Raw genomic sequence first — 24,987 nt, forward strand, 5'->3', positions numbered from 1 at the left:
CGTGCTTTCCGATGAATCCCTGGCGGCCCAGCTGCGCCGCCCGCATGGCGACCATGCCCTGCCCGTGGCCGAATCGATGAACCGCAGCAACGGCGCCCTCAACCACGCGGCGATCGCCCTGCTGGCGGTGGCCGCCAATGAACAGGTGCTGGAAATCGGTCCGGGCAACGCCGCCTTCGCCGGTGAGCTGCTGCGCGCGCCCGGCAGCCGCTATCTGGGCGTCGAGGTGTCGGCGGAGATGGTCACTGCGGCCCGCGACCGGCTTGGCGCGGCGGGCCTGGAAGGGCGCGCCAGCGTCGCCTTCGGCGATGTGCATGCACTGGAACTCGACGATGCCTGCATCGATGCCGCGCTCGCGGTGAACACGCTCTACTTCTGGGAGGATCCGGCCGTGCCGCTGGCCGAACTGGCGCGGGTGCTGCGCCCCGGCGGCCGGCTGTGCGTCGCCTTCGGCGATGCGGCCTTCATGCGCACCCTGCCCTTCACCGCCTACGGATTCCACCTGCATGCCCTGGCCGAGGTGGAACGTGCACTGCGCAGCAGCGGGTTGCGCGTGTGCGGTTGGCGCAGCCACCGCGAACAGGGCGCCAGCAACGACGGGCGCGTGGTCGACAAGCACTTCCACCTGCTGCTCGCCCGTCGGTAGCGCCGGCCGCTGGCTGGCAATCCCGCACCTCCAGCAACGTTCCCGAGTTGCCGGCCAGCGGCCGCCATTACAGGCGGGTGTAGCTCCAGGACTGCATGGCACCGTCGCGGTACGGCATCACCCCGTGGAACGCGCGCGGCTCGGCGTCGAACACCAGCGGCAGGAAGCTGCGATCGCCTTCCCACAGTGGCAGGGTCTCCAGCTTGTCCAGGTCCACCCACTCCAGCGTGCCCTCCGGGTTGGAGGTGAGCGGTGTGCCGGTGAAATCGTCGATGACGAACACGAACCCGAACCAGTCTTCGCCATTCTTGCCGAACCCCGGCCAGCTGATGGTGCCGCGCAGGCGCATGGTGCCGCATTCGATGCCGGCTTCCTCGCGGATTTCGCGGCGCATGCAGGCGGCGGCGTCTTCGTCGCGCTCCATCTTGCCGCCCAGCCCGTTGTACTTGCCCAGGTGCAGGTCGCCGGGTCGGGCATTACGGTGGATCATCAGCGCTTGCTTGCCATCGGGCGACAGCACGTAGCCGAGGGTGGCCACGATCGGGGTATAGGGCATGATGCGGGGGCTCACGGACACAAACCCCGATTATGCGCGATCCGCGCGCGGCGGTCGGCTCAGCCGGTCACGCGGGTGCGGCGGGCGTCGGCCGGGGCCGGCAAGGCGTCCCCATCGCGGTGCAGGGTGGCCACGCCGTGGCCGCGCTCGGCCAGGTATTCCAGCCACTTGCCGAGAAACGTGTTCATCCGCATGCGATGGCTGATCAGTTCGGCCGGCGGCGGGTACATGCCCACCACGTCCTGCCAGCGACGGCCGACATAGCAGTGCGTGGTCTCGGCCTGGCGCGCGTCACGGTACAGGCGCACGTAGGCCGACGGGTCCGGCTGCCCGGTCACCGGGTCGGCGAAATCATAGGTCAGCCGCAGCTCGACGGTGTAGCGGTGGCACTCGATGACATCCAGGCGCACGTCCAGCCCGTCGCCGACCGAGGACACGTAGCTGCCGGGCACCAGCTCGGCCGGCGCGAACAGCCGCACCAGATGCTGGTAGTTTTCCGCGTACAGCCCCATCAGCCAGCTCAGGCGGCTGAGCCTGGGGATGCGTTCGATACGGGGGGATGCCTGGGCCATACGTCGATCCTCCACGTTGATCCTTCAACGTGGGGGCGGCGACGCCCCGGCCAAAGGGCCGCGCCCGAACAGGTTCATCCGGACCTTGCGGCCGCAGGCCGGCCCCCTCGCCCGGCCTCAGTAGAGCTCGCGCTGCAGCCCCAGCGTGGTCAGCACCTTGCTGGAGATCTCCTCGATCGAGGTATGGGTGGTGCTCAGCGTCGCGATGCGCTCCATCCGGAACATGGTCTCGGCTGCGGCCACCTCGCGCTTGCAGGTGTCCAGGTTGGCGTAGCGCGAGTTGGGCCGGCGCTCCTGGCGGATCTGCTGCAGGCGGTCCGGGTCGATGGTCAGGCCGAACAGCTTCTTGCGGTAGGGCCGCAGCCGCGGCGGCAGGCGGTCGTGCTCCAGGTCCTCGTCGGTGAGCGGGTAATTGGCCGCGCGCACCCCGTAATGCAGGGCCAGGTAGATGCAGGTCGGGGTCTTGCCGGCGCGCGACACCGCCACCAGGATCACGTCGGCATCGTCGTAATTGATCGCGATGCCGTCGTCATGGGTCAGCGCGAAGTTCATCGCGTTGATGCGCCGGTGGTAGGTCTCGAAGTCGACCATGCCGTGGGCCTGGCCCACCCGGGAATGGCGGTTGACCGCCAGTTCGCGCTCCAGCGGCTCGATGAAGGGAGCGAACACGTCCAGCATCAGCCCGCCGCTTTCGGCCAGGATCACACTCAGGCCGCTGTCCACGCAGGAACTGACCACGATCGGCCGCACCTGGTAGCGCTCGCCCGCTGCACGGATCCTTTCACAGGCTTCCCGCGCCTTTTCCGGATCATCGATGAACGACATCCGGTCGGTAATGAAGCTGAACCCGGAGAACTGGGTCAGGAGGCTATGCCCAATGGTTTCAGCGGTGATACCGGTTCCATCGGACACGTAGAACACCGGACGGATCGTCGACATACGGCTTTTACCCCCTACGAAGCTTAAAAAGGCTATCGATACAAGCTTGTGCCGATAGCAGTCTGCCCGGCATCATATCGGCTTCTTCCTACGGACGTGGCCATCCAGCCCGCCTCGGGCGATGGCCAAACGGAGCATCGCGCTTGAACGAGAACATCCTGTGGTTGCACGAACTGCGCCTGGCCGACCTGGCCCGCGTAGGCGGCAAGAATTCGTCGCTTGGCGAAATGATCGGCAACCTCGCCGGTCTGGGGGTGTCTGTCCCCGGCGGTTACGCAACCACCTCTGAGGCCTTCAAGGACTTCATCGCGCACAACGATCTGTCCAAGCGCATCTTCGACAAGCTGGCCACGCTGGACGTGGAAGATGTCGGCGCGCTGACGATCGCCGGCAAGGAGATCCGCGGCTGGGTGATCGACGCCCCGCTGCATCCGGAACTGGACCAGGACATCCGCAGCGCCTACGCCAAGCTGTGCAGCGAGAACGGCGGCGGTGATGTCGCCGTCGCGGTGCGCTCCTCGGCCACCGCCGAAGACCTGCCCGATGCGTCCTTCGCCGGCCAGCAGGAGACCTTCCTCAACGTGACCGGTGCCGACGATGTCGTGCTCAAGGTCAAGGAAGTGTTCGCCTCGCTGTACAACGACCGCGCCATCGCCTACCGCGTCCACCACGGTTTCAAGCATGAGGACGTGTTCCTGTCGGCCGGCGTGCAGCTGATGGTGCGCTCGGGCGTGGGTTCTTCCGGCGTGCTGTTCACCCTGGACACCGAGTCCGGCTTCCGTGACGTGGTGTTTGTCACCTCGTCCTTCGGCCTGGGTGAAATGGTCGTGCAGGGTGCGGTCAACCCGGACGAGTTCTACGTCTACAAGCCCACCCTGAGCGCCGGCAAGCCGGCGATCCTGCGCCGTTCGCTGGGCAGCAAGGCGATCCGCATGGTGTATTCGGATGTCCCCGGTGAGCGCGTGCGCATCGAAGACACCCCGGCCGACCTGCGCAACACCTTCTCCATCAGCGACGAGGACGTGCAGGAACTGTCCAAGCAGGCGCTGGTCATCGAAAAGCACTACGGCCGCCCGATGGATATCGAGTGGGCCAAGGACGGTGTCAGCGGCAAGCTGTTCATCGTGCAGGCGCGCCCGGAAACGGTGAAGTCGCGTGGCCACGCCACCCAGATCGAGCGGTTCGCGCTGAACCAGAAGGACGGCAAGGTGCTGGCCGAAGGCCGCGCCGTCGGCGCCAAGATCGGTGCCGGTACCGCCCGCGTGGTGCGTAGCCTGGACGATATGGCCCGCGTGCAGCCCGGCGACGTGCTGATCGCCGACATGACCGATCCCGATTGGGAGCCGGTGATGAAGCGCGCCTCGGCCATCGTGACCAACCGCGGTGGACGTACCTGCCACGCCGCGATCATCGCCCGTGAGCTGGGCGTGCCGGCCGTGGTCGGCTCGGGCAACGCCACCCAGCTGATCCAGGACGGCCAGGAAGTGACCGTCAGCTGCGCCGAGGGCGACACCGGCTTCATCTACGACGGCATTCTTGAGTTCGAGCGCACCACCACGGACCTGGGCAACATGCCGCCGGCGCCGCTGAAGATCATGATGAACGTGGCCAACCCGGAACGTGCCTTCGACTTTGGCCAGCTGCCGAACGCCGGCATCGGCCTGGCCCGCCTGGAAATGATCATCGCCAGCCACATCGGCATCCACCCCAACGCACTGCTGGAATACGACCGCCAGGATGCGGCGACGAAGAAGAAGATCGACGAGAAGATCGCCGGTTACGCCGATCCGGTCAGCTTCTACGTCGGCCGCCTGGCCGAAGGCATCGCCACCCTGACCGCCTCGGTCGCCCCGAACCCGGTGATCGTGCGCCTGTCGGACTTCAAGTCCAACGAGTACGCCAACCTGATCGGCGGCAGCAACTACGAGCCACACGAAGAGAACCCGATGATCGGCTTCCGCGGCGCCAGCCGTTACGTCGACCCGAGCTTCTCGGACGCCTTCGCACTGGAGTGCAAGGCCGTGCTGCGCGTGCGCAACGAGATGGGCCTGGACAACCTGTGGGTCATGATCCCGTTCGTGCGCACCCTCGAAGAAGGCCGCAAGGTCGTCGAGGTGCTGGAACAGAACGGCCTCAAGCAGGGCGAAAACGGCCTGAAGATCATCATGATGTGCGAGGTGCCGTCCAACGCACTGCTCGCCGATGAGTTCCTGGAGATCTTCGACGGCTTCTCGATCGGCTCCAACGACCTGACCCAGCTGACCCTGGGCCTGGACCGTGATTCGTCGATCGTGGCGCACCTGTTCGACGAGCGGAACCCGGCGGTGAAGAAGCTGCTGTCGATGGCGATCAAGTCTGCCCGCGCCAAGGGCAAGTACGTCGGCATCTGCGGCCAGGGCCCGTCCGATCACCCGGACCTGGCCGAATGGCTGATGCAGGAAGGCATCGAGTCGGTATCGCTGAACCCGGACACCGTGGTCGACACCTGGCTGCGCCTGGCCAAGTTGAAGGCCAACAGCTGATACGGCTGGCAGGTTGACGAACAAAACCCCGCGCAAGCGGGGTTTTGTTTTTGCCGTAGAGCCGACCGTTGGTCGGCTGCCGCACGCAACCCGGCGGAAACTTCCAATACCACGACGTCGGGCCGGAGGGCAGCCGACCAACGGTCAGCTCTACGAACGAATGCGGCACCCGTAGAGCCGACCGTTGGTCGGCTGCCTCAGCCCACATCCCCACACCCCGAATGGACATCGCCTGATATTTTCCGCGCCATGCGAGCCACACCCTGATGGCGCATGCCCAGCCCACGCCTCCATCACGGCCGCCATTCCAGCGTAGGCAACATCTATGCACTGACGAGCGTCGTCCATTCCCGTGTCCCCCACTTTCGCCAGCCTTGTCTGGCACAGCACGTGGCGCAGGTAATGCAGGCGTTGGAGCAGGAACAGATGGTCCGCAACCTCGCCTGGGTGGTGATGCCGGACCATGTGCATTGGCTGATGCAACTCCGACACGGGTCCCTCGGCGCCTGCATGCAGCGCTTCAAGTCACGCAGCAGCCTGCTCATCAATCGCCAATTGAACCGCAGCGGGCCTCTCTGGCAGGCGGGCTACTTCGACCACGCGCTGCGAAACGACGAAGACCTGCACCATCAGGCGGCCTATATCCTCGCCAACCCGGTCCGCGCTGGCCTGGCACACGCAATCGGCCAGTATCCCTTCTCGTGGTGTCGCTGGCCCATCGACGACCTACCACCCGCAACGCCCCGCCCCCCGTAGAGCCGACCGTTGGTCGGCTGCTCCACCTTGGGGCCGCTCATTGGTAGGCTGCCCCACGCAACGCAGCGGATACTTCCGATACCGCGACGTCGGAGCGGAGAGCAGCTGACCAACGGTCAGCTCTACGTCGGACGCTGCGGATGTCAAGCACCCGTAGAGCCGACCGTTGGTCGGCTGCCCCACTTGGGGCCGCTCATTGGTCGGCTGCCCCACCTTGGGCCGACCGTTGGTCGGCTGCCGCACGCAACGCGGCGGATCCTTCCAATACCGCGACGTCGGGGCGGAGGGCAGCTGACCAACGGTCAGCTCTACGTCGGACGCTGCGGATGTCAAGCACCCGTAGAGCCGACCGTTGGTCGGCTGCCGCACCTTGGGGCCACTCATTAGTCGGCTGCCCCACGCAACCCGGCGGATCCTTCCGATACCGCGACGTCGGGGCAGAGGGCAGCTGACCAACGGTCAGCTCTACGTCGGACGCTGCCGATGTCAAGAACCTGTAGAGCCGACCGTTGGTCGGCTGCTCCACCTTGGGGCCGACCGTTGGTCGGCTGCCCCACGCAACGCGGCGCAGATCCTTCCTATACCGCGACGTCGGAGCGGAGGGCAGCTGACCAACGGTCAGCTCTACGTCGGACGCTGCCGATGTCAAGCACCCCGTAGAGCCGACCGTTGGTCGGCTGCCCCACCTTGGGGCCGCTCATTGGTCGGCTGCCCCACGCAACGCGGCGGATCCTTCCGATACCGCGACGTCGGGGCAGAGGGCAGCTGACCAACGGTCAGCTCTACGAGCGCTGCGTTGCCCGATCGTTGGCCTTGCGCGTCACTGTCAGGCGTCGGCGGCGTCGGCGGTCTCGGCGACCGGGTAATCGGTGAAGCCTTCCGCGCCGCCGCCGAAGAACGTGGCCTTGTCCGCGGGATTCAACGCCATACCCTGCTGCAGCCGTGCCGGCAGATCCGGGTTGGCGATGAAGGGGCGGCCGAAGGCGATCAGGTCGGCCCACCCCTTGGCGAGGGCTTCCTCGGCACGTTCGACCGTGTACTTGCCCGCGTAGATGAGCGTGCCGCGATAGAGCAGGCGCAGTGCCTCCTTGAACGCCACCGGCATCACCGGGGCATCCTCCCAGTCGGCTTCGGCGATATGCAGGTAGCCCACGCCGATGCTGTCGAGCACATGCGCGGCGGCCAGATAGGTGGCCTGTGGGGTGTCATCGACCGCGCCCTGCAGCGTGGTCAACGGCGCCAGACGCACGCCCACGCGCTCGGCACCGATCGCCTCTGCTACCGCTTCGACCACCTCGTGCAGGAAGCGCAGCCGGTTCGGCAGCGACCCGCCATAGCCATCGGTGCGCTGGTTGGCCTGCGAGTCGATGAACTGGTTGATCAGATAGCCGTTGGCGCCGTGCAGCTCGATGCCGTCGAAGCCCGCGGCAATCGCATTGCGGGCGGCCTGCGCGTAGTCGCGCACGATGCCGGGTATTTCCTCGATGGCCAAGGCGCGCGGCATCGAATGCTGGACCATCTCGCCGACGCCGCCCTCCGGCCCCCTGCCCTGCGGATCGACGAACACCTTCACGCCCGGCGCCAGCAGCGCCGACGCGGACACCGGTGCCGCCCCGCCCGGTTGCAGGGCGGTGTGCGACACACGGCCCACATGCCACAGCTGGGCCACGATACGCCCGCCGGCGGCATGCACCGCGTCGGTGACGCCGCGCCAGCCGGCAATCTGCGCCTCGTCGTGGATGCCGGGGGTCCAGGCATACCCTTGGCCCTGCTGGCTGATCTGGGTGCCTTCGCTGACGATCAGGCCGGCCGAGGCGCGCTGCGCGTAGTACTGCGCCATCAGCGGGGTGGCGACATTGCCGTCGGCCGCACGCGAGCGGGTCATCGGCGGCATCACGATGCGGTTGGGCAGCGTCAGCGCGCCCATGCGGTAGGGGGTGAACAACATGGAAGACATCCTTCGGAACAGGTCTGCCCGAAGGATGGGGGCGCGCGCGGCGGCGCAACAGCGTCGGCGCGGCAAAACAGTTGTGCCGCCAGCGCAACGATCCCCTGTCTGGCCGCCTGCCGGCGACGGGCGTCAGGCGCGCTGGTCGGCCAGCATCGAATACGCCGCGCGCACCGTCTCGTAACCGTAGGTGCGCTCCAACCGGCGCACGATGAAGTGGCCGCGCGCCATGTCCTGGTAGTAGTCGGTGAACATGGTGTTGAGCGTGGCGCCGGTGACCGCGCCGATGATCGGCACCGCCTGCGCGGCGAACTTCTCGGTGACGACCACGCCGAAGCGCGCGGCCACCTTCTCCACGATCTTGGCCAGCCACTTGCCGGCTTCCTTCGGGGTCAGCCCGATCATCACCCCGCCGCCGCTGGCCGCGCGCCCGGCCAGCTCAGCCGACAGGTGGCGCATCACTTCAGCGGTGAAGCCGCGGGTCACGTAATAGCCGGTCTCACTGGCATCGTCCTTGCCCGAGTTGCCACCCAAGGCAAAGACCTCCAGGCAGGCATGGCGGGTGCTGAGCTCACGCAGGTCGAAGCCTTCGCTGCGGGCCACGTCGGCCACCGAGCGCATCATGATCGTGGTCGATACCGGCAGCTCGATGAACAACGAGGTGAAACCGAACGCACCGCCGACCGCGCCGCTGGTGGCCGCTGCCAGCTTGTGCCAGCGCGTGGAGGCGGTCTTGCCGGGCGTATTGTCCATGCTCCACAAGGCCGCCTGGGCGGACTTGAACAGCGCCGCCTCAACCGCGCCGTGGATGCGCCGGGACACCACGTTCGGCAGCTTCTTTACCGCAAATTCCAGCGGCGAGCCGATCAGGTTGGCCATCTTGGCGGTGAGCGTGGGCGATTCCAGCAGCGCGACGGCGCGCTGCAGGTCGGCCCAGTCCTGCGAGGTGGGCAGGATCTGCGTTTCCAGCGGGGGTGGCGTGCTGCGGGAGATGGCGTTCATGGCCCGGATCATAGCGCCGGCCGGTTGAACGAAATGTGCGTTTCCCTCTCCCGCCGCCATCACGGCTGGATCAGGCCGGCAGGCCTGCCAGGGTGCCCATGAACTGCCGGTAGTGGCGCAGTTCGTCGATCGAGTCGTGCACATCGCTCAGCGCGGTATGGCTGGCGGTTTTGCCGACGCCGGCGGCGACACTGGGCGCCCAGCGCTTGGCCAGTTCCTTGATCGTGGACACGTCCAGGTTGCGGTAATGGAAGTACCGCTCCAGCCGGGGCATTTCACGGTGCAGGAAGCGCCGATCCTGGCAGATCGAGTTGCCGCACATCGGCGAGGCACCGGCCTTGATCCACTGCGACAGGAAGTTCACGGTCTGCGCTTCGGCCTGGCCCAGGTTCACCTGGCTGTCGACCACGCGCTGCCACAGACCGGAGCGACGGTGCTGGGTACGGTTCCACTCGTCCATCGCCTCCAGGCGCTCCACCGGATGATGGATGGCAAACTCCGGGCCTTCGGCCAGCACGTTCAACTGCGCATCGGTCACCACCGTGGCGATCTCGATGATCGAATCGTTGTCGGTATCCAGGCCGGTCATTTCCAGATCGATCCAGATCAGTCGCTCGCCTTCTGCGCCGTTGTCGGCCATGTTCACGCCTTGTGCAAGGGTCGGCGCCGCAGCACCGACCGGGGATGGAGGGGCGTCATGATACCGCCATCGCGTCGTCGTCCCGTCGCGACAGAAGGCGCTATTCCAGCAGCAGGGGCGGCTTGCCGCGCTTGGCGCGGAAGTAATTGGTCAACCGCGTGCTGGCCTGCTTGGCCAGCACCCCGCCGTGGATCTCCACACGATGGTTGTGGCGGGCATCGCCGAGCAGGTCGAACACGCTGCCGCAGGCGCCGGTCTTGGGGTCACTGGCCGCGTACACCAGCCGCGCCACGCGGGCGTGCACGATCGCCATCGCGCACATCGCGCACGGCTCCAGGGTCACATACAGCGTGCTGCCGATCAGCCGGTGGTTGGCGATCGCCCTGCCCGCCTGGCGCATCGCCACGATTTCCGCATGCGCGCTGGGATCATGGTCGGCGATGTTGAGGTTCCAGCCCTCGCCCAGCACCTGCCCATCGGCACCGACCAGCAGTGCGCCGACCGGGATTTCGTTGAACTCGCGCTCGGCGCGTTCGGCCAGCGCCAGCGCATGGCGCATCCAGTGTTCGTCTTGGTCGTGCACCGGCACGCCCAGCGGCGGCGGTGCCGGCAGGGACTCAACCATGGCCGTCGGCCTTGCGCACGAACGCCTCGAACGCGGCCAAGGTCGCTTCGCTGACATGGTGCTCGATCCCCTCGGCATCGCGTCGGGCCGAGTCGGCATCCACGCCCAGCGCCAGCAGAAAGCGCTCCACGGTCTGGTGGCGGGCGCGCATTTCCACCGCCAACTGCTCGCCGGCCGGAGTGAGAAATACCCCGCGGTAGGGCCGCTGCACCGCCCAACCTTCCTTGACCAGGCGTTTGAGCGCCTTGGCCACGGTCGGCTGGGCCACGCCGAGCCGGGTGGCGATATCCACCTGGCGCGCCTCGCGACCGTCGGCGATCAGGTCGGCGATCAGCTCGACATAATCCTCGACCAGCTCCGAGCGACGCGCCTCGCGCACCTGCACGAAGCCCTCAACGTGGACCTGGGCATCGATCAAGGGCGAGATTTTGCGCGAGGAAGCGGGCATCGGAACTCCAGCGGGCGGCCAGCGGCGGCTATGGCAGCAAGGCGCTCAGTTTACCGCACCCCGGCCCGCCGGCCGTGGCCGGGTCCGCTTGGGTCGCGCACCGGCCACCCGGTTGCCCGTTGGCGCGTGCGGTGCACGCGCCTTCCGGCGGCTACGGCTCAGCGAATCCGCCGCTGTAGCGCCGTCTCCAGCAGCACCTCGCCGTCGAGGTTGCGCGCCACCAACGTGCCGCCATGCGCGCGGGCGAACTCGCTGGCGATGAACAAGCCCAGGCCGAGGCCGCGGCTGTCGTGGAAACTGGCTTTGAACGGCTCGAACAAGCGCGGCAGCAGTTCGTCGGGAATCCGCCCGGCGTTGCGCACCTGCAGCCGCAGCGGCTCGTGCCCGGCGCCGTGCAGGCTCACCTGCACCGGCGCATCGCCGCCGTGCAGCACCGCGTTGCCGATCAGGTTGGACAACAGCTGCGCCAGCCGGTCCGGATCGCCCTGCAGGCGCGTGTCGCCGTCCAGCTGCAGCTCGATGCGTGCCTGCGGGTGGGCGCGTGCGATCTCGGCCACCACCACGGCAGCGACCTCGCCAACGTCGCACTCGTCGCAGTTCAGGCGCAGCCCCCCGGTCCGTATCTTGGAGAAATCCAGCAACTGCTCGACCATCCGCGCCATCCGCTGGGCACTGTTCTCCAGGTGGCCCAGCGTGCGCTGCACGCCGCTGTCGGCCGGCAGGTCCAGCGCGAGCTTGTCCGCACACAGCAGGATCGAGGCCAGCGGCGTGCGCAGGTCGTGGGTGAGTACGGCCATCATCGTTTCATTGAGTTTCAGCGCGTGTTCCAGGTCGTGGTTGCGCGCCTTCAACAGCTGCTTCTGCTGGTACAACTCGATGAAGACGTTGACCTTGCTCATGATCACCTGCGGCTCGATCGGCTTGTGCAGGAAATCCACCGCGCCGGTTTCGTAGCCCTTGAACGCGCGCACTGGATCGTTCGGCGAGGCGGTCAGGAAAATGATCGGCACATCGCGGCTGCGCTGCGAGCCGCGCATCAGTTCGGCCAGCGAGAACCCATCGATCTCGGGCATGTGAACATCCAGCAGCGCCAGTGCCACGTCGTGCTGCAGCAGCAGCTCCAACGCTTCGGCGCCGGAGGCGGCGCACAGGATATTCAGCCCCTCCCGGCGCAGCAGCGCTTCCATCGCCACCAGGTTCTGCGGCACGTCATCGACGATCAGCAGGTTCACGCGGTCATCGGCAGTCGCCCTGGCGGGGTCGATCAGGTTCATCGGATAAGGCCTTTCATGCGCAAGCACAGGGAAGTAAGCGGAAGCACTGCATCGGCGCCAGCGTGGGCCAGTGCCGAGGCAGGCATCAAGGAGGAATAGGCATCGTCGGGCGACTGGATCCAGGCCTGGCCGCCGGCGTGGCGCACCGCAGCCACGCCTTCGCTGCCGTCGGCGCTGGCGCCGGTGAGCAGGATCGCCAGCACGCCGCTGCCGAACACGTCGGCGGCACTTTCAAACAACGGGTCGATCGCCGGGCGCGAGAACAGCACCGGCGCATCGACGGACAGGGCCAGGGTGTCGCGGTCTTCCACCAGCAGGTGGTAGTCCGGCGGCGCGAAGGTCACCGTGCCGGGGCGCAGCGGCTGCTTGTCCTCGGCCTCGCGCACCGGCAACGGGCAGCGCAGGTCGAGCAGGTCGGCGATGCGGCTGGGGCGATCGCGCGGCAGGTGCAGCACCACCAGGATCGGCATCGCCAGGTCGGCCGGCACCGCCTCGAGAAGCGCCTGCAAGGCGCTGACGCCGCCGGCCGAGGCGCCGACCACGACCACGTCGAAATGTTGCCGATGCGGCACGGCGCTCATCAGGCCAGCTTCCGGTACAGGCGCTGCTCGCGCGCGCAGGCTTCGAAATCGTTGGCGTGCGCGCCGAACTGCAGCGATTCCTTGCCGCCCAGGCCGAGGAAGCCGCGGTGCACCAGCGCCTCATGGAACAGCCCGATAGCCCGGTCCTGCAACGCGCGCTGGAAATAGATCAGCACGTTGCGGCAGGACACCAGGTGCACCTCGGAGAACACCGTGTCGGTGGCCAGGCTGTGATCGGCGAAGACGATGTTGCGCTTCAGGCGGCGGTCGAACACAACGCTGCCGTAGCCGCTGGTGTAGTAGTCCGACAGCGAGCCGGTGCCGCCGGCGGCCAGGTAGTTGCGGCTGAACTGCGCGGTGCGCTCCAGCGGGAACGCGCCGGATTCGGCGGCCTGCAGCGCTTCGGGATTGATGTCGGTGGCATAGAGGATGGACCGGTCCAGCAGTCCCTCTTCCTGCAGCAGGATCGCCATCGACCACACTTCTTCGCCCGTGCTGCAGCCGGCGATCCACAGCTTGATGGACGGATAGGTGCGCAGCACCGGCATCGCGTGCTCGCGCAGCACCTTGAAATACGCCGGGTCGCGGAACATCTCCGAGACCTGCACGGTGAAGTACTGCATCGCCTGGGCGAAGGTCTCCGGCTCATGCAGCAGGCGGTGCTGCAGCTCGCCCATGGTGGCGCAGTCGAAACGTGCCATCGCATGCCGCATGCGCCGCCGCAGCGAGGACATCGCATAGTTGCGGAAGTCATAGTGGTAACGCTGGTATACCGCCTCCAGCAGCAGGCGCAGTTCCAGGTCGAACAACTCGGTGTCGTTCATCGACGCGAGCACCACACACGGCACAGCGAGACCAGCTTGTCCACGTCGATGGGCTTGGCGATGTAGTCGTTGGCACCGGCCTGCAGGCAGTGCTCACGGTCATCGGGCATGGCCTTGGCGGTCAGCGCGATGATCGGCAGGTCGCGCCAGCGGTGGTCGGCACGGATCTCGCGCATGGCAGTCAGCCCGTCCATCTCCGGCATCATGATGTCCATCAGTACCAGGTCGATCTCCGGACGCAGCTTGTCCAGTGCCTCGCGCCCGTTGCGCGCGATTTCCAGGGTCACCCCGAGCGGTTCGAGCACGCTGGACAGGGCGAAGATGTTGCGCACGTCGTCCTCGGCCAGCAGCACGATGCGCCCATCCAGCACCGCGTCGCGACGGCGCGCCTCACGCAACAACCGCTGCTGGTCGCTGGGCAGGGACGCCTCCACGCTGTGCAGGAACAGGGTCACTTCGTCGAGCAGGCGCTCGGGCGAGCGCGCGCCCTTGATGATGATGCTCTTGGAGTAACGACGCAGGCGCTGCTCCTCATCGCGGGTCAGCGCACGCCCGGTGTAGACGATCACCGGCGGGAAGGCGACCGCATCGTTGCCGGCCATGCGCTCGAGCAGGTCATAGCCGGTGCCGTCGGGCAAGGTCAGGTCGGTGACCATGCAGTCGAAGGTGGACGTGCCCAGTGCGGCCATCGCCTCGGCGATGGTACCCACGCCGGTGATTTCCAGCTGGTCGCGGCCCAACAGCAGCTGCAGGTTCGAGCGCAGCTCGCTGTCGTCCTCGACGATCAGCAGGCGACGTACGTCGCGCTGGCTGGTGGCCTCCAGCTGCTGGATCGCCCCCAGCAGGCGCTCGCGCGTGGCCGGCTTGATCACATACCCGATCGCGCCCAGCTCCATCGCCACCTGCGAGCGCTCCAGCCCGGACACCACGTGCACCGGAATGTGCCGGGTGGCCGGATCGCGCTTGAGCCGCTCCAGCACGCTCAGCCCGGACACGTCGGGCAGGCCGATGTCGAGCAGGATGCCGTTCGGGCGCAGCTCGGCGGCCAGGCCCAGCGCCTCTTCGGCAGTGCCGGCCACCACGCAGTCGAAGTCGAGTTCATGGGCCATCGACACCAGCGCACCGGCAAAGGTCGCATCGTCTTCGACCACCAGGATCATGCGCCCGGCGCGGCTGCGCCGGCCGCGGTCATCGGCCACCCGCTGCAGCGCGGCCGGCGGTGTTGCTTCACCATGCGCGCTGCCGCCGTGGAACGGCACTGCTTCACGCAGCGGCAGCGGTACCGGCGCGGCGCGCACATCCGGCGCCGCGCTGGCCACCGGCGCCCCGCCACTGGCCAGCACCGGCAGTTCCAGGGTGAAGCAGCTGCCACGGCCCGGTTCGCTGGACACGCGGATGCTGCCGCCCATGCGCGCGGCCAGGTCGCGCGAGATCGACAGGCCCAGGCCGGTGCCGCCATAACGGCGGCGGGTACTGCCATCGGCCTGGCGGAATGCCTCGAAGATCACCGCGGTCTGCGCTTCGGGGATGCCGATGCCGGTGTCGGACACGGCAAACTGCACCCGCCCTGCCCCGGCGTTACGCACCTTCAGCGACACGCTGCCGTGCTCGGTGAACTTCAGCGCGTTGGCCAGCAGATTCTTCAGGATCTGCTGCAGGCGCTGGCTGTCGGCCACCAGCTGCGCGGGCGCGCCGGCCTCGCTGACGATTTCCAGCACCAGGCCCTTCTGCGCGGCCATCGGCTCGAAGGTGTCTTTCAGGCGCTGCAGCACGCTGGACACCGCCAGGTTTTCTTCGACCAGCTCGACGTGGCCAGCCTCGATCCGCGACAGGTCCAGGATGTCGTTGATCAGCGCCAGCAGGTCGTTGTTGGACGAGTGGATCGCCTGGGCGTACTTGACCTGCTCGGCGGTGAGCGTGCCGTCCTTGTTGTCGGCCAGCAGCTTGGCCAGGATCAGCGCGCTGTTGAGCGGGGTGCGCAGCTCATGGGACATGTTGGCCAAGAATTCGGACTTGTAGCGCGAGCTGGCTTCCAGTTCGTTGCTGTTCTGCACCAGTTGCGCCTGGGCCAGCAGCAGCGCCTGCTGGCGCGACTCCAGCTCGTGGGTGCGCTCTTCCAGCTGCACGTTGGTCTGCTCCAGCTCGGCCTGCTGCTGCTCCAGGCTGGCCTGGGAATGCAGCAGGCTTCGGCTCTGCTCTTCCAGCTCCTCATTGGCCACGCGCAGCTCTTCCTGCTGGGTCTGCAGCTCTTCGCTCTGGCGCTGGGTTTCCTCCAGCAGCTCCACCAGCTGGGCGCGCAGCAGCGCCGCACGCAGCGCCACGCCGACCGGCTCGGCGCACTGCAGCAGCAGCTCCAGTTCCAGTGCGCGTGCCGGCGATACCCCGGCCCGGCCGAGTTCGACCACGCCTACCACCGCGCCATCGGCGGTGATGGGACCCAGCAGGCGCTGGCGCACCACGCTGCGGCCCAGCGGCGTCTCGATATCCAGCGGCGATTCGTGGTCTTCCAGCCGACGCGGCACGCCCAGACGCAACACCTCGCCCCACTGGCCCGCCGCCGCCGACAGCGTTCCGGGCAGCTGCGCAGGCAAGGCCGCGCCCCCCACCAGCAGCAGGCGGTCGCCCTGAAGGCGATACATCGCGCCCACCTCGGCCCCCAGCTGCGCGCACAACGCCCGCATCGCCGCATCGGCCAGCACGCGAGGCTCCGGGTCGCCGCGCAGGCTTACCGTGACCGCGTTCTCGCCCTCCTGCAACCACAGCGCATCGGCGGCGATCCGGCGCGACTGGATCGCCTTCATCACCGTCAGCGCCATCAGCAGGAAGGCCACCCCACCGATGGTCCGGTTGACGAACGAGAACGCCGAGTTGGTGCTCGACGGCGCCACGTTGTAGCCCACCATCAACAGCACGCAGGACCCCAACGCCACCAGCAGCGGCACGTCCAGCCGCCGCTGGAACAGGGTCACCCCCACCGCCATGAAATAGGTCAACCACACCGCATAGCCGAGTGGGACCACCATCTCCAGGGCCAGGGTGAACGCCATCAGGGCGGCCGAGGCAGCCCAGATCCAGCGGTCACGTGCGGTCGGCGCAGCATTCATGCGGAATTCCAGCTCAAAAGGGGGCCGATGGTACCTGAACCCGTAAAGCGGCGTTATCCGTCATTGGTCAGGTGGTTACAGCCCGTTCTTTACATGTTCTTCACGCTCTCGCCCCTACGGTTCGGCCCCTTAGAGGGGAGTGCATTACCGTCGTGGCCGAGGTCGTATCCAGCGTGGCACCGCTTGTCGATGAACGCCGGCAACTCAAGCTGTTGATCGACCATGTGTCCGACCATGCGATCTACCTGCTCGACCCGGACGGGCGTATCTGCAGCTGGAACCGTGGCGGCGAACGCGTCAACGGTTACACCGCCGAGGAAGCCATCGGCCAGCACGTGTCGATCTTCTACATCCCCGAGGAACAGCAGCAGGGACTGCCCCAGCAGGCACTGGAGCATGTCCGTGAACACGGACGGCTGGCTGGCGAAGGCTGGCGGGTGCGCCGCAACGGCGAGCAGTTCCGCGCCAGCGTGGTGATTGAAGCGGTACGCGAGGACGGTCACCTGCTCGGCTTCGTCAAGGTCACCCAGGACATCACCGAGCGCTACCAGGCCCAGTGCCTGCTGCAGGATGCCCAGCGGTCGCGTCAGCACCTGCAGCGGTTTGAGGGCGTCGGCCGCCTGACCCGCGGGCTGGCCCACGAGTTCAACAACCTGCTGACCACCATCGCCAACGCACTGGATCTGGTCGCGCTGCGACCGGGCGCCGATGCGCGCACCCATGAACTGGTGGAACTGGCCCAGGCAGCCGCCGACCGCGGCTCGCTGCTGACCCGCCAGCTGCTGGCGTTCTCGGCCGACCAGACCCTGGTGCGCGAGCCGGTGAGCGTGCCGCAGCTGCTGGACGAGGCCCTGCCCTCGCTGCAGCGGGCGTGTCCGCAGGCGATCCAGATGCGCGTGGAACTGGCGCCGGCGCTACCGCCGATTGCCACCGATGGCGTACAGTTGCACAGCGCCATGCTCAACCTGGTGCTCAACAGCTGTGAGGCGATGCCGCAGGGCGGCACGGTAACCATCACCGCGCGCGTCGAACAACGCCTTGCCCCCGATCTGGCGCAGCCTACCCGCCGCCGCTACGTCGCCATTGCGGTGACCGACGAAGGCGCGGGCATGCCACCAGAGGTTGCAGAGCGCGCCAGCGAGCCCTTCTTCACCACCAAGGAAGTCGGCAAGGGCAGCGGACTGGGATTGAGCCAGGTGTTCGGCTTCGTCTCCCAGTGCGACGGCTTCGTCGATGTACAGACCGCCCCCGGACGCGGCACCACGGTCCGTTTGTTGTTACCTGCCATAGAGGATGTCGAGCATGCCTGAGCCCCTTCGCGTTTTGATGGTCGAAGACCAGCAGGACCTGCGCGATCTGATCGGCCAGGCGCTGCAGGATTTCGGTATCGAGATCCACACCGCCGACGATGGCCCGGCCGCCCTGCGGTTGCTGCAGGAAGTGGGCGCGTTCGACGTGGTGTTCAGCGACATCAGCATGCCCAACGGCATGAGCGGGGTGGAACTGAGCGCGCACGTGGCCGAGGCCCTGCCCAACGCGCGCATGATCCTGTCTTCCGGGTATGCGCGCTCGCAGTTGCCGCCGTTGCCGGCGCACGTGGAATTCCTGCCCAAGCCCTACCGGCTGCGCCAGTTGGTGGCGATGCTGCAGTCGCCCGCAGCCGCACACTGACATGCGCGACCTCGCCCCGCTGCCCGACATCGCGCCCGGACATTACCGCCACTTCAAGGGCGGCAACTACGAGGTGGTGGGCGTGGTCCGGCACAGCGAGACGCTGGAGCCGATGGTGCTGTATCGCCCGCTGGATTCCAACGTAGGCCTGTGGGTACGGCCGTATGCGATGTTCGTGGCCGAGGTGGAGGTCGACGGCCAGGTGCGACCGCGCTTCGCCCCCGTGCCAGCCTGAGCCGGCAGCCCGGTAGTGCCGGCCGCTGGCCGGCAACCACCAACCCCTCAGCGCGGCACCACGCTCAACGCCTGGATCCGCAGCGCGGTCTCGCTCAGCGCCGAAGAGGTCTTCGCATTGGCGGCAATCCGCCCCGCCTGCTCGGCCACGGCTTCCAGCGCCGCACGGATGGTCACCGGCGCCTCGCCCTCGATCACCGCCTGGGCGTCTTCCAGCTCCAGCTGCGCACCGATCCACGCGGCCAGCACCTCGAAACACTTCACGCTGACCGCGTCCAGCTGCGACGGTTTGGGATCCAGCGCGCACAGCGTGCCGAACAGACTGCCGTCGCGGCGCAGCATCGGCACCGAAATGTAGCTCTCAAAGCCGTACAGCGCCGGGGTGGGATGGGTGGAAAACACCGGGTGGATGCTGGCCTGGTCGAACTGCACGGTCTGGTGGTGCTGGCGGATCTCTTCGCAGATCGTGGTTTCCAGCACCAGGTCCTGCCCCGGCGCCAGGCCAAAGCCGATGCCGTCGTGTACCGCGCACGCCGTCCAGCGCTCGGTGGTGACCCGGGCGACCGCAACGAAGCGCATCGCGGTGAGCCGGCTGGCCAGCTCCAGCAGGCCCGGCAAGGCCGGCAGCTTCAGCAGCGCGGCGACGTCGGCCAAGCGCGGATCGCGCGAGGCCAACAAGGGCGCTGACACCGGCGGCGTCCAGGACAGGTCTTCAACGGGGTTTTCCAACGCCGCCATGCGCGCCGCCAGCACCTGGGCGGTGACCCGCTCGAACAGGTCGCGCACCGTCGCCGACAGGCCGCGCCCGTCACGGATATCGCCGACGAAGTGGATGCCCTGCCCCACCAGGCGCAGCTGCTCCACACCGTGGTCCAACCGCAGCGCCGGCCAGGCCAGCCGGTCGAGCATCCGCATCCACTCCTCGGAGGGAAGCGCGTCCAGCAACGCGGTGACGATCACCCGCGCAGGCGCAGGCTCGTCCTGCAGCCCCGGCAGATCGAATCCAATGACGCTGGGGAAGCCGGAACCGGTGTACATCGCAATCCTTGGCGGATAGCCGGCGATCGACCGGTCCGCGATACAGCGCCCACTCAAGTTGGGGACGTCAGCAGCGAATTGTCGCACTTATCGGCGAGACGGAGCGTGATGCCGTTGGAGTCCACGCACGGGCCCAGGCGCCGGGCAAGGGGCCGACATCATCCTCGATGCCGGCACCGCCTCGGATGGTCAGGGGGTTGCGCCCTCGGTGCGCGCCATCGCCGCATCGCTCAGCACGAAGGGATCGCGCCCCGCATCGGCAAAGCCGCCGCACACTGCATCGCCGGGGGCGACCGGATCGCACGGCCACTGGCTGCGCGGCACGCTGTCGACCTGCTCGAAACGCTGGCCATTCCAGACCACAAAGCCCAAGTGCGCGCGGCTCCACTCACCAAAACTGCGCGCGTCCGCAGGCGTCCCCGCCTCATCAAAGCGCACGTACCAGCGCATCGCGGGGCCGTATTGCAGCTTGCTACGGTCCAACGTCACCTCGCCGCCCTTGGCCGCGTAGCGCTTCTTGTCCGCCTCGCCCAGCAGCGGGCGGGCCGGCATCACCTCGGCGGTGATGTCCACCGGCGCCGCGTTGCCACTCACCCGGTAGACGCGCTCCTGCACGAAGGCCTGGCGGCAATCGCCGGCCGGCACGCGCACCGGCTCGGCCGCATCGGCGTCCAGCACTCGCCCGTCGACGCACTCGAACGGCGCGGAGACCAGATACACCGTGGTGTTGGCATCGGCCCCTTCGAACGAGCGGATCCACAGCCCGCCCTGCACCGCCAGGAAATCCGGCCGCTGGCCTGCGCCCGGCACCGCCTTGAACCAGGCGCGCTGGGCCACTTCACGCTGCCGCCAAACGCGCGGCAGGAGGATCTGTGCATCGGGGATGGCGACCAGCACCGCGGCCAAGTGGGCCGGCATGGTGCCTTGGCAGGCGCCGGTGAGCAGGTCGCCTTGGGTGGCCAGGCGCGCGGCCAGGTCGTTCGGGCAGCGTGCGCCGAGCTGGCGCTCGATGGCGTGATCGACATTGACGAAGGCTGGTTTCGGTGCGACCGCAGCGACCGGCGGCGGCGTGGCAACCTCGGCCTCTGCCATTACGGGCGTCGGTGCGGGTGTCGTTGCCGTCGCCGCGCCCGCGGCCGCAGCGTCAGCCGCTTCGGCGGCGGCGGTCTCCATGGCTGCGGCCGGCACAGCTTGCACGTTGGCTGCGCTGGCAGCTGGTGCCGGCGGCTCCGGGGATGCTGGCGGCGGCGTCAGTGCTGGCGTCGACTCCGGGGCTGGGGCTGTGGCTTCGACTGTGGCTTCGACTGCGGCTTCGCCGTCGGCCGCGACCACGCGCGTCGTCGGTACCGACACGCCGTCCACCACCGTCTCCACTTCCGCCGCATGCGCTGCCGCCGTCGCAACGTCGGCCCCTACCGCAGCAGAACTGGCAGGTGCTGCGGCCGGCGTCTGCACGTCGGCCGCTACGGGCGCTTCCGGCACGTCCGCAACTACGCCATGCGCACCCGCCACATCCGACGCCGGCACTGCGTCAGCCGGCACGGCCACATCCGATACCGCTTGGGAATCATCGACCACCGTGATTGCGGCATCCACCGCCTCGCCCGGATCACGTGCCACCTCAGGCTGCCCGATCGCGTCGATCACCGCCGCACTGGATTCGACCGCCGCGACCGGCGCGGGATCCGCTGCCGGCAGCGATTGCGCCTGCGCGCTGGGCATGGCGATGGCCAGCGGCAGCAAGAACAGCAACGACGCCGTCGAGGCCACGCGTGGAGCGCGACGGGCCGGGAAAACCAGGGTATTTCGCATCATCTCGTCCTTGAACATGGAGTGGAGTAACCGTACAGACGGGTACAACGACAAACCCTCGACGATGCGGGCACACGCAGACGATCCCCGTACGCGTACGGAGACAGACCACACGATTCACCGCCCCTGAAACACCGTCGACGCCGGCTGCCTGCCGGATTACTGACGCCCATACCCTACACCAAGCGTGAATTCCGCGTCATCCCGGCCCATGAAAATATCTGATAGCCGTCACAGCCCAATATCAGCGCCCTACAATCCATCGCGTTTGCAGCTATTGAATTTCTGCCGATTTCGCGGCCTTTAAACAAATTGACCTTGGTTCCGACCCTATACTCGGGCTTCGTCACCATGGAGCGGAGACTCGATGTCCGCCTGCCCTTTGCCGCCCTGCAACACGCGTTACGCGACAGGTTCCACGCCGCTGGCAATCTGCGGCGGATGCCCGGCATACGGGGCCGCCGAGGCCCGAGCATCGCAGCTGCAGCCCCTGCGTGGCGGCGCCACATCACTGCCCGCGCATTCCCCCATCGTCAAACGGAGACCGGCATTGCACCGTGTCCTGAAGATCTGCCTTGCCACCCTTCTGATCACCGCCTGCAGTCGTACGGAGAACACCATGAGCCAAGACCTTTCCACCGCCGCCGCTGAGGCCGATGTCGACAACGGCGGGCGCGGGCTGGCCAAGTTGAATCCGCAACCGCGCCAGGCCTATGAGGTGGTGCTCAAGCTACACAACGCACCCGGCCCGTTCGAGCGCATCGAAGGCGTCGCCCAATACGACGTGGCCAACGAAGCCGAATGCGGCCGCATAAACCCTGCCACCGGTACCGCGGGCCGCATCACCAGCCAGGAGCCGGTCACGCTCAAGCGGGTCGCCGACGACGAGTACCACGGCACGGTGTACCTGGATCAGATGCTGGACGAGGACTACTTCGGGCGCGGCGTCTGCCATTGGAAGTTCAGTGGTACTGGTGCGTTGCTCAAGGCCACTGGCGCGCATGAAGAAACCCGGTTCCTGACCTTCATCAATGCCGAGCAACTGATCGCTGGCGAGACGCTGACCCGCCACTACCCGCGCCGCGACTATCCCCGCGCCGCGCCAGTGGAAGGCCCGTATGGCACCACATCGATGGAGGACTATCCGGCCAGCGGCAAGGAAGACCCTACCGTCTACGTGCCGGAACTGCGTGACGCGCTGTTCTCGATCTCCGTGTCAGCCAAAGAGGCCAAACAATGACCGTGCCCAGCCAGGATTACGCGGCGCTGTCCGATGACGCGTACAAGGATCGAGCGGTAGGCCGTCGCGCACCTGGTGAAGAAGAACAGGTGACGCTAAATGGCCATAAATACATCGTGCTGGAGCATGTCGACAACCGTCGCAATGGATACCAAGGCACGGTCTATCAGCGTATAGACACCGACGAGATCGTGGTCTCCCATCGCGGTACCGAGCAGATTCTGCTTGATGGCGCGGTGACCGACGGCGCGATGGTGACCGCACGCACCAACCTGCAGTCCAAGGATGCGATCGCACTGACCGAGCGTGCATTGGATTACGCGCGCAAAGAAGGCGCGAACACCGGACACGCTCCCGAAGTCACCGTCACCGGCCACTCGCTGGGTGGCACCCTGGCCCAGATCAGCGCGCACCATTTCGACCTCAAGGGCGAAACCTTCAATGCCTACGGCGCCGCCAGCCTGAGCTACCGGATTCCCGAGGGCGGCAACCGCATGCTCAACCATGTCATGGCCGCCGACCCCGTCAGTGCGGCATCACCGCATTACGGCCAGGTGCGCATCTACACCAACGCCCAGGAAATCAACACCCTCGCTGCCTCAGGCTTCAGTAACAGCAAGTTGAATGCAATGATCCCCGACCGACCGTTGATCGCCGCGGCTGCGTCGCTGGGCTCGCACAAGCTCGGCAACTTCCTGGCCGGCGGCTCGGTTCTGGGTCCAGAGCAGGCCCGCACCCTGGCCAACACTAATGCCCGCATGATCGACGAGTACCGCGACGACATCGGCGAACGCCGCCGCAGCACCACCGTCATCTCGCGCGGCCCCGTCGGTGGCGCCGCCGACGTGATCGACCATCTGCGCGGCACGCTGCCGGCCGGTGAACCGGCACGACGTGAGGCCGAGAAGCGCCAGCACGGCCACACCAGCCTGCGCATGGACGACGCCGGCCACCCGGGCAACCCTTTGTTCAACGATGCGCAGCGTGGCGTGTACGCACAGGACATCCGCGTTGGCCGCACCCCGGACCCGTCCAGTGACCAACTGGCCGGCAGCCTGGCCGCACAGATGCACGCCGCCGGCGGTAGACGCATCGATTCAGTGGTGATGAGCAATGACGCGTCCAACACCTTCGCCGTGCAGGGCAAGGCCGACGACCCTGCGCATCTGCGCGTGAGCGTGAATACGATGCTGGCGCTGAACACGCCGCTGGAGCAGAGCAGCCGCAAGGTGGAGGAACAGGATGCCAGTCAGCGGGTGGAGCAGGACCGTCAGCAGGACCAGGTGCAGAGCAGTACGCGCACCATGATGGGATGAGACATGTGAGCTGTGAAACCGCGACAGCCATCACTGGAAGGGATGGCTGCTGTGTGTTTGCGTTGGACCTCAACGACCGGGCAAAGCAAAGTTCGCAGTGTGCAACTTAATCCCGCATTGCCGCAGCATTTATAGCGAAAACGTTAATGACGCACATCCGCCGCTCAATCGAAGGGCTGGAAGAAATGTCACTAGCTCTAGAACGCTTCGAACTTGGGTTCTGTACATGCTGAATACACGAGTTCGCATCCGCGGCCACCCCTAGATTGAGAGAGGTCTTTCGCTACCTGCTTGGCGATCTTTACTGTCGCGCCGCTGCCGAAATTCGTCCCTTGCGCACCGGAACTGCTAGTCGCGGCGCCCGCACATTGGTGCTTATACGTGAAGGCCACACCACAATCTTTAGCACCTGTGGCCTCGCACCCACTCATGGCAGCTTTCTCGGCATCTCTTTTCTTTCCCGACTGCGACACCCGAAGCGCCGGACTTAGACATGGCCATAGCACCCCACGTCTTAATCCATCGACCATTCGGCCTGGGCTCCGAATCTACGCTATCACCTCCGACAGGAATCGGCGCGCAACCAGGTGCTCGACTATCGCCTATCGGATACTGACCGGGGGGCAACGCCCCTCAGCGGATACGCACTCAGCGGTTAAGAAAAGTGCACAAAAGACAAAGAATGTGGAAATTAAACTTCCGGCTGATCTGTTCCGCATAGCTTAGACCTTTCGATAGCTCTCAAAAACGTTTAGTCATTAGACCTGGCAGCACCCAAGGTACTCGGTGCAGTTCTTGGCTCTCCTGTGGAAGTCTGAGGGATCGAATTCCGCACCATGCATCCGGAGTGAACGTCTGCGTCGCGTGCATCATTGTTCGCAGACGCGGGAGGCGTATACGAGTCCGGCGGCTGAACCTGCGGCCCCGGGGCGCCACCGGCACCGCCGATCTGCGAGTATGGCGAGACCACCCAGTGTGCCCTCGAAGAACATCGCCGCCATTCGGGGGGCAGTCAGGATCAGGGTCGTGAGGATCAGACCCATGCCGCCCTGCTGCATCGCTTGGCTGGTCATAACGTCACTGGCCGCGCCGGCCAACAGGAACTTGTTGACCAGTGCCGTTGCCCAGAACGACGCCGACACGCGGATCACCACATCGAACGCGATCGACACCATTGCCGACACCACGGCCATCGAGAACATGGTTCCTATTCCGTAGAACAACCATTTCTGGAAGAGT

22 protein-coding genes and 1 pseudogene are annotated in these 24,987 nt (G+C 66.8%); 8 read left to right on the forward strand and 15 right to left on the reverse strand.

Translation table 11 applies throughout. The features are described from left to right. Position 1 precedes the first annotated feature (1 nt). Positions 2 to 646: a class I SAM-dependent methyltransferase gene (locus NR101_RS01280; RefSeq protein ID WP_256777226.1), complete on the forward strand. Its 645-nt coding sequence runs from the start codon at positions 2 to 4 to the stop codon at positions 644 to 646. A 67-nt stretch (positions 647 to 713) separates the two neighbouring features. Here NR101_RS01280 and NR101_RS01285 read toward each other — a convergent pair whose 3' ends face one another. The 3 genes from NR101_RS01285 to NR101_RS01295 form a co-directional block, all read right to left on the reverse strand. Further along, complete coding sequence (locus NR101_RS01285) at positions 714 to 1,202, reverse strand: 8-oxo-dGTP diphosphatase (protein WP_256777247.1); 489 nt, start codon at positions 1,200 to 1,202, stop codon at positions 714 to 716. Between the two features lie 59 nt (positions 1,203 to 1,261). Then, the gene (locus tag NR101_RS01290; protein WP_256777227.1) at positions 1,262 to 1,774 is read right to left on the reverse strand and encodes a DUF1249 domain-containing protein; all 513 of its coding nucleotides are present in this window, start codon (positions 1,772 to 1,774) and stop codon (positions 1,262 to 1,264) included. Between the two features lie 117 nt (positions 1,775 to 1,891). Continuing rightward, on the reverse strand, positions 1,892 to 2,713 hold the full coding sequence (locus tag NR101_RS01295) for a pyruvate, water dikinase regulatory protein (protein ID WP_256777228.1): 822 nt from the start codon (positions 2,711 to 2,713) through the stop codon (positions 1,892 to 1,894). Between the two features lie 143 nt (positions 2,714 to 2,856). On the opposite strand from NR101_RS01295, the gene ppsA reads away from it, so the two are divergent. Together ppsA and NR101_RS01305 are read left to right on the forward strand one after the other, a co-directional pair. Beyond that, the gene (ppsA, locus tag NR101_RS01300) at positions 2,857 to 5,235 is read left to right on the forward strand and encodes a phosphoenolpyruvate synthase (RefSeq protein ID WP_256777229.1); all 2,379 of its coding nucleotides are present in this window, start codon (positions 2,857 to 2,859) and stop codon (positions 5,233 to 5,235) included. 273 nt (positions 5,236 to 5,508) lie between these two features. Beyond that, positions 5,509 to 5,991, forward strand: coding sequence for a transposase (locus tag NR101_RS01305; protein ID WP_256777230.1), 483 nt, complete (start codon positions 5,509 to 5,511; stop codon positions 5,989 to 5,991). 826 nt (positions 5,992 to 6,817) lie between these two features. Here NR101_RS01305 and NR101_RS01310 read toward each other — a convergent pair. From NR101_RS01310 to NR101_RS01350, 9 genes are all read right to left on the reverse strand, one after another. Further along, entirely contained in the window at positions 6,818 to 7,939 is a 1,122-nt protein-coding gene (locus NR101_RS01310) for an alkene reductase (protein WP_256777231.1), read from the reverse strand. Positions 7,940 to 8,071: 132 nt separating this feature from the next. Next, positions 8,072 to 8,941 (reverse strand): EcsC family protein, encoded by an 870-nt coding sequence (locus NR101_RS01315; protein WP_256777232.1) that lies wholly within the window; start codon positions 8,939 to 8,941, stop codon positions 8,072 to 8,074. 70 nt (positions 8,942 to 9,011) lie between these two features. Beyond that, a complete protein-coding gene (orn, locus tag NR101_RS01320; RefSeq protein ID WP_256777233.1) occupies positions 9,012 to 9,581 on the reverse strand; it encodes an oligoribonuclease in 570 nt (189 codons plus the stop codon). 100 nt (positions 9,582 to 9,681) lie between these two features. After that, positions 9,682 to 10,206: a tRNA adenosine(34) deaminase TadA gene (gene tadA, locus NR101_RS01325; RefSeq protein ID WP_256777234.1), complete on the reverse strand. Its 525-nt coding sequence runs from the start codon at positions 10,204 to 10,206 to the stop codon at positions 9,682 to 9,684. After that, complete coding sequence (gene mntR / locus NR101_RS01330; RefSeq protein WP_256777235.1) at positions 10,199 to 10,654, reverse strand: manganese-binding transcriptional regulator MntR; 456 nt, start codon at positions 10,652 to 10,654, stop codon at positions 10,199 to 10,201. Before mntR ends, tadA begins: the two co-directional genes overlap by 8 nt. A gap of 158 nt (positions 10,655 to 10,812) precedes the next feature. After that, the gene (locus NR101_RS01335; RefSeq protein WP_256777236.1) at positions 10,813 to 11,928 is read right to left on the reverse strand and encodes a hybrid sensor histidine kinase/response regulator; all 1,116 of its coding nucleotides are present in this window, start codon (positions 11,926 to 11,928) and stop codon (positions 10,813 to 10,815) included. After that, positions 11,925 to 12,509: a chemotaxis protein CheB gene (locus NR101_RS01340; RefSeq protein ID WP_256777237.1), complete on the reverse strand. Its 585-nt coding sequence runs from the start codon at positions 12,507 to 12,509 to the stop codon at positions 11,925 to 11,927. Before NR101_RS01340 ends, NR101_RS01335 begins: the two co-directional genes overlap by 4 nt. Next, on the reverse strand, positions 12,509 to 13,357 hold the full coding sequence (locus tag NR101_RS01345; RefSeq protein WP_256777238.1) for a CheR family methyltransferase: 849 nt from the start codon (positions 13,355 to 13,357) through the stop codon (positions 12,509 to 12,511). The genes NR101_RS01340 and NR101_RS01345 overlap by 1 nt, the downstream gene beginning before the upstream one ends. Beyond that, positions 13,330 to 16,437 (reverse strand): response regulator, encoded by a 3,108-nt coding sequence (locus NR101_RS01350; protein WP_256777239.1) that lies wholly within the window; start codon positions 16,435 to 16,437, stop codon positions 13,330 to 13,332. The genes NR101_RS01345 and NR101_RS01350 overlap by 28 nt, the downstream gene beginning before the upstream one ends. A gap of 152 nt (positions 16,438 to 16,589) precedes the next feature. Here NR101_RS01350 and NR101_RS01355 point away from each other — a divergent pair, with 152 nt between their 5' ends. Genes NR101_RS01355 through NR101_RS01365 form a run of 3 tightly spaced genes read left to right on the forward strand, consistent with a single transcriptional unit; the run spans position 16,590 to position 18,343 of the window. Next, positions 16,590 to 17,747, forward strand: a complete 1,158-nt coding sequence (locus NR101_RS01355) for a PAS domain S-box protein (protein ID WP_256777240.1) — start codon at positions 16,590 to 16,592, stop codon at positions 17,745 to 17,747. Further along, entirely contained in the window at positions 17,740 to 18,108 is a 369-nt protein-coding gene (locus NR101_RS01360; RefSeq protein ID WP_256777241.1) for a response regulator, read from the forward strand. The genes NR101_RS01355 and NR101_RS01360 overlap by 8 nt, the downstream gene beginning before the upstream one ends. 1 nt (position 18,109) lies before the next feature. Next, positions 18,110 to 18,343 (forward strand): DUF1653 domain-containing protein, encoded by a 234-nt coding sequence (locus tag NR101_RS01365; RefSeq protein ID WP_256777242.1) that lies wholly within the window; start codon positions 18,110 to 18,112, stop codon positions 18,341 to 18,343. Positions 18,344 to 18,390: 47 nt separating this feature from the next. Here the strand turns inward: NR101_RS01365 and NR101_RS01370 are convergent, their stop codons facing one another. After that, positions 18,391 to 19,380: a GAF domain-containing protein gene (locus NR101_RS01370; RefSeq protein ID WP_256777243.1), complete on the reverse strand. Its 990-nt coding sequence runs from the start codon at positions 19,378 to 19,380 to the stop codon at positions 18,391 to 18,393. A gap of 189 nt (positions 19,381 to 19,569) precedes the next feature. Next, complete coding sequence (locus NR101_RS01375; RefSeq protein ID WP_256777244.1) at positions 19,570 to 21,192, reverse strand: hypothetical protein; 1,623 nt, start codon at positions 21,190 to 21,192, stop codon at positions 19,570 to 19,572. 619 nt (positions 21,193 to 21,811) lie between these two features. Here NR101_RS01375 and NR101_RS01380 point away from each other — a divergent pair. Both NR101_RS01380 and NR101_RS01385 read left to right on the forward strand, forming a co-directional pair. After that, positions 21,812 to 22,432 carry a hypothetical protein gene (locus tag NR101_RS01380; RefSeq protein WP_256777245.1) on the forward strand — a complete coding sequence of 207 codons (621 nt, stop codon included), beginning with the start codon at positions 21,812 to 21,814 and terminating at the stop codon, positions 22,430 to 22,432. Continuing rightward, the gene (locus NR101_RS01385) at positions 22,429 to 23,748 is read left to right on the forward strand and encodes an XVIPCD domain-containing protein (RefSeq protein WP_256777246.1); all 1,320 of its coding nucleotides are present in this window, start codon (positions 22,429 to 22,431) and stop codon (positions 23,746 to 23,748) included. Before NR101_RS01380 ends, NR101_RS01385 begins: the two co-directional genes overlap by 4 nt. 889 nt (positions 23,749 to 24,637) lie before the next feature. Here the strand turns inward: NR101_RS01385 and NR101_RS01390 are convergent. After that, positions 24,638 to 24,987: pseudogene (locus tag NR101_RS01390) on the reverse strand (type VI secretion protein); the annotation flags it as partial.

It is taken from the genome of Stenotrophomonas sp. Ste86 (genome assembly GCF_024519465.1).
In the GTDB taxonomy this organism is placed as follows: domain Bacteria; phylum Pseudomonadota; class Gammaproteobacteria; order Xanthomonadales; family Xanthomonadaceae; genus Stenotrophomonas.

Coding starts and splice junctions, on each gene's coding strand:
- NR101_RS01285 (WP_256777247.1), bottom strand. CDS start 1,202: ATGCCCTATACCCCGATCGTGGCCACCCTCGGCTACGTGCTGTCGCCC.
- NR101_RS01290 (WP_256777227.1), bottom strand. CDS start 1,774: ATGGCCCAGGCATCCCCCCGTATCGAACGCATCCCCAGGCTCAGCCGC.
- NR101_RS01295 (WP_256777228.1), bottom strand. CDS start 2,713: ATGTCGACGATCCGTCCGGTGTTCTACGTGTCCGATGGAACCGGTATC.
- NR101_RS01305 (WP_256777230.1), top strand. CDS start 5,509: ATGCCCAGCCCACGCCTCCATCACGGCCGCCATTCCAGCGTAGGCAAC.
- NR101_RS01310 (WP_256777231.1), bottom strand. CDS start 7,939: ATGTTGTTCACCCCCTACCGCATGGGCGCGCTGACGCTGCCCAACCGC.
- NR101_RS01315 (WP_256777232.1), bottom strand. CDS start 8,941: ATGAACGCCATCTCCCGCAGCACGCCACCCCCGCTGGAAACGCAGATC.
- orn (WP_256777233.1), bottom strand. CDS start 9,581: ATGGCCGACAACGGCGCAGAAGGCGAGCGACTGATCTGGATCGATCTG.
- tadA (WP_256777234.1), bottom strand. CDS start 10,206: ATGGTTGAGTCCCTGCCGGCACCGCCGCCGCTGGGCGTGCCGGTGCAC.
- mntR (WP_256777235.1), bottom strand. CDS start 10,654: ATGCCCGCTTCCTCGCGCAAAATCTCGCCCTTGATCGATGCCCAGGTC.
- NR101_RS01335 (WP_256777236.1), bottom strand. CDS start 11,928: ATGAACCTGATCGACCCCGCCAGGGCGACTGCCGATGACCGCGTGAAC.
- NR101_RS01340 (WP_256777237.1), bottom strand. CDS start 12,509: ATGAGCGCCGTGCCGCATCGGCAACATTTCGACGTGGTCGTGGTCGGC.
- NR101_RS01350 (WP_256777239.1), bottom strand. CDS start 16,437: ATGAATGCTGCGCCGACCGCACGTGACCGCTGGATCTGGGCTGCCTCG.
- NR101_RS01360 (WP_256777241.1), top strand. CDS start 17,740: ATGCCTGAGCCCCTTCGCGTTTTGATGGTCGAAGACCAGCAGGACCTG.
- NR101_RS01365 (WP_256777242.1), top strand. CDS start 18,110: ATGCGCGACCTCGCCCCGCTGCCCGACATCGCGCCCGGACATTACCGC.
- NR101_RS01370 (WP_256777243.1), bottom strand. CDS start 19,380: ATGTACACCGGTTCCGGCTTCCCCAGCGTCATTGGATTCGATCTGCCG.
- NR101_RS01375 (WP_256777244.1), bottom strand. CDS start 21,192: ATGCGAAATACCCTGGTTTTCCCGGCCCGTCGCGCTCCACGCGTGGCC.
- NR101_RS01380 (WP_256777245.1), top strand. CDS start 21,812: ATGAGCCAAGACCTTTCCACCGCCGCCGCTGAGGCCGATGTCGACAAC.
- NR101_RS01385 (WP_256777246.1), top strand. CDS start 22,429: ATGACCGTGCCCAGCCAGGATTACGCGGCGCTGTCCGATGACGCGTAC.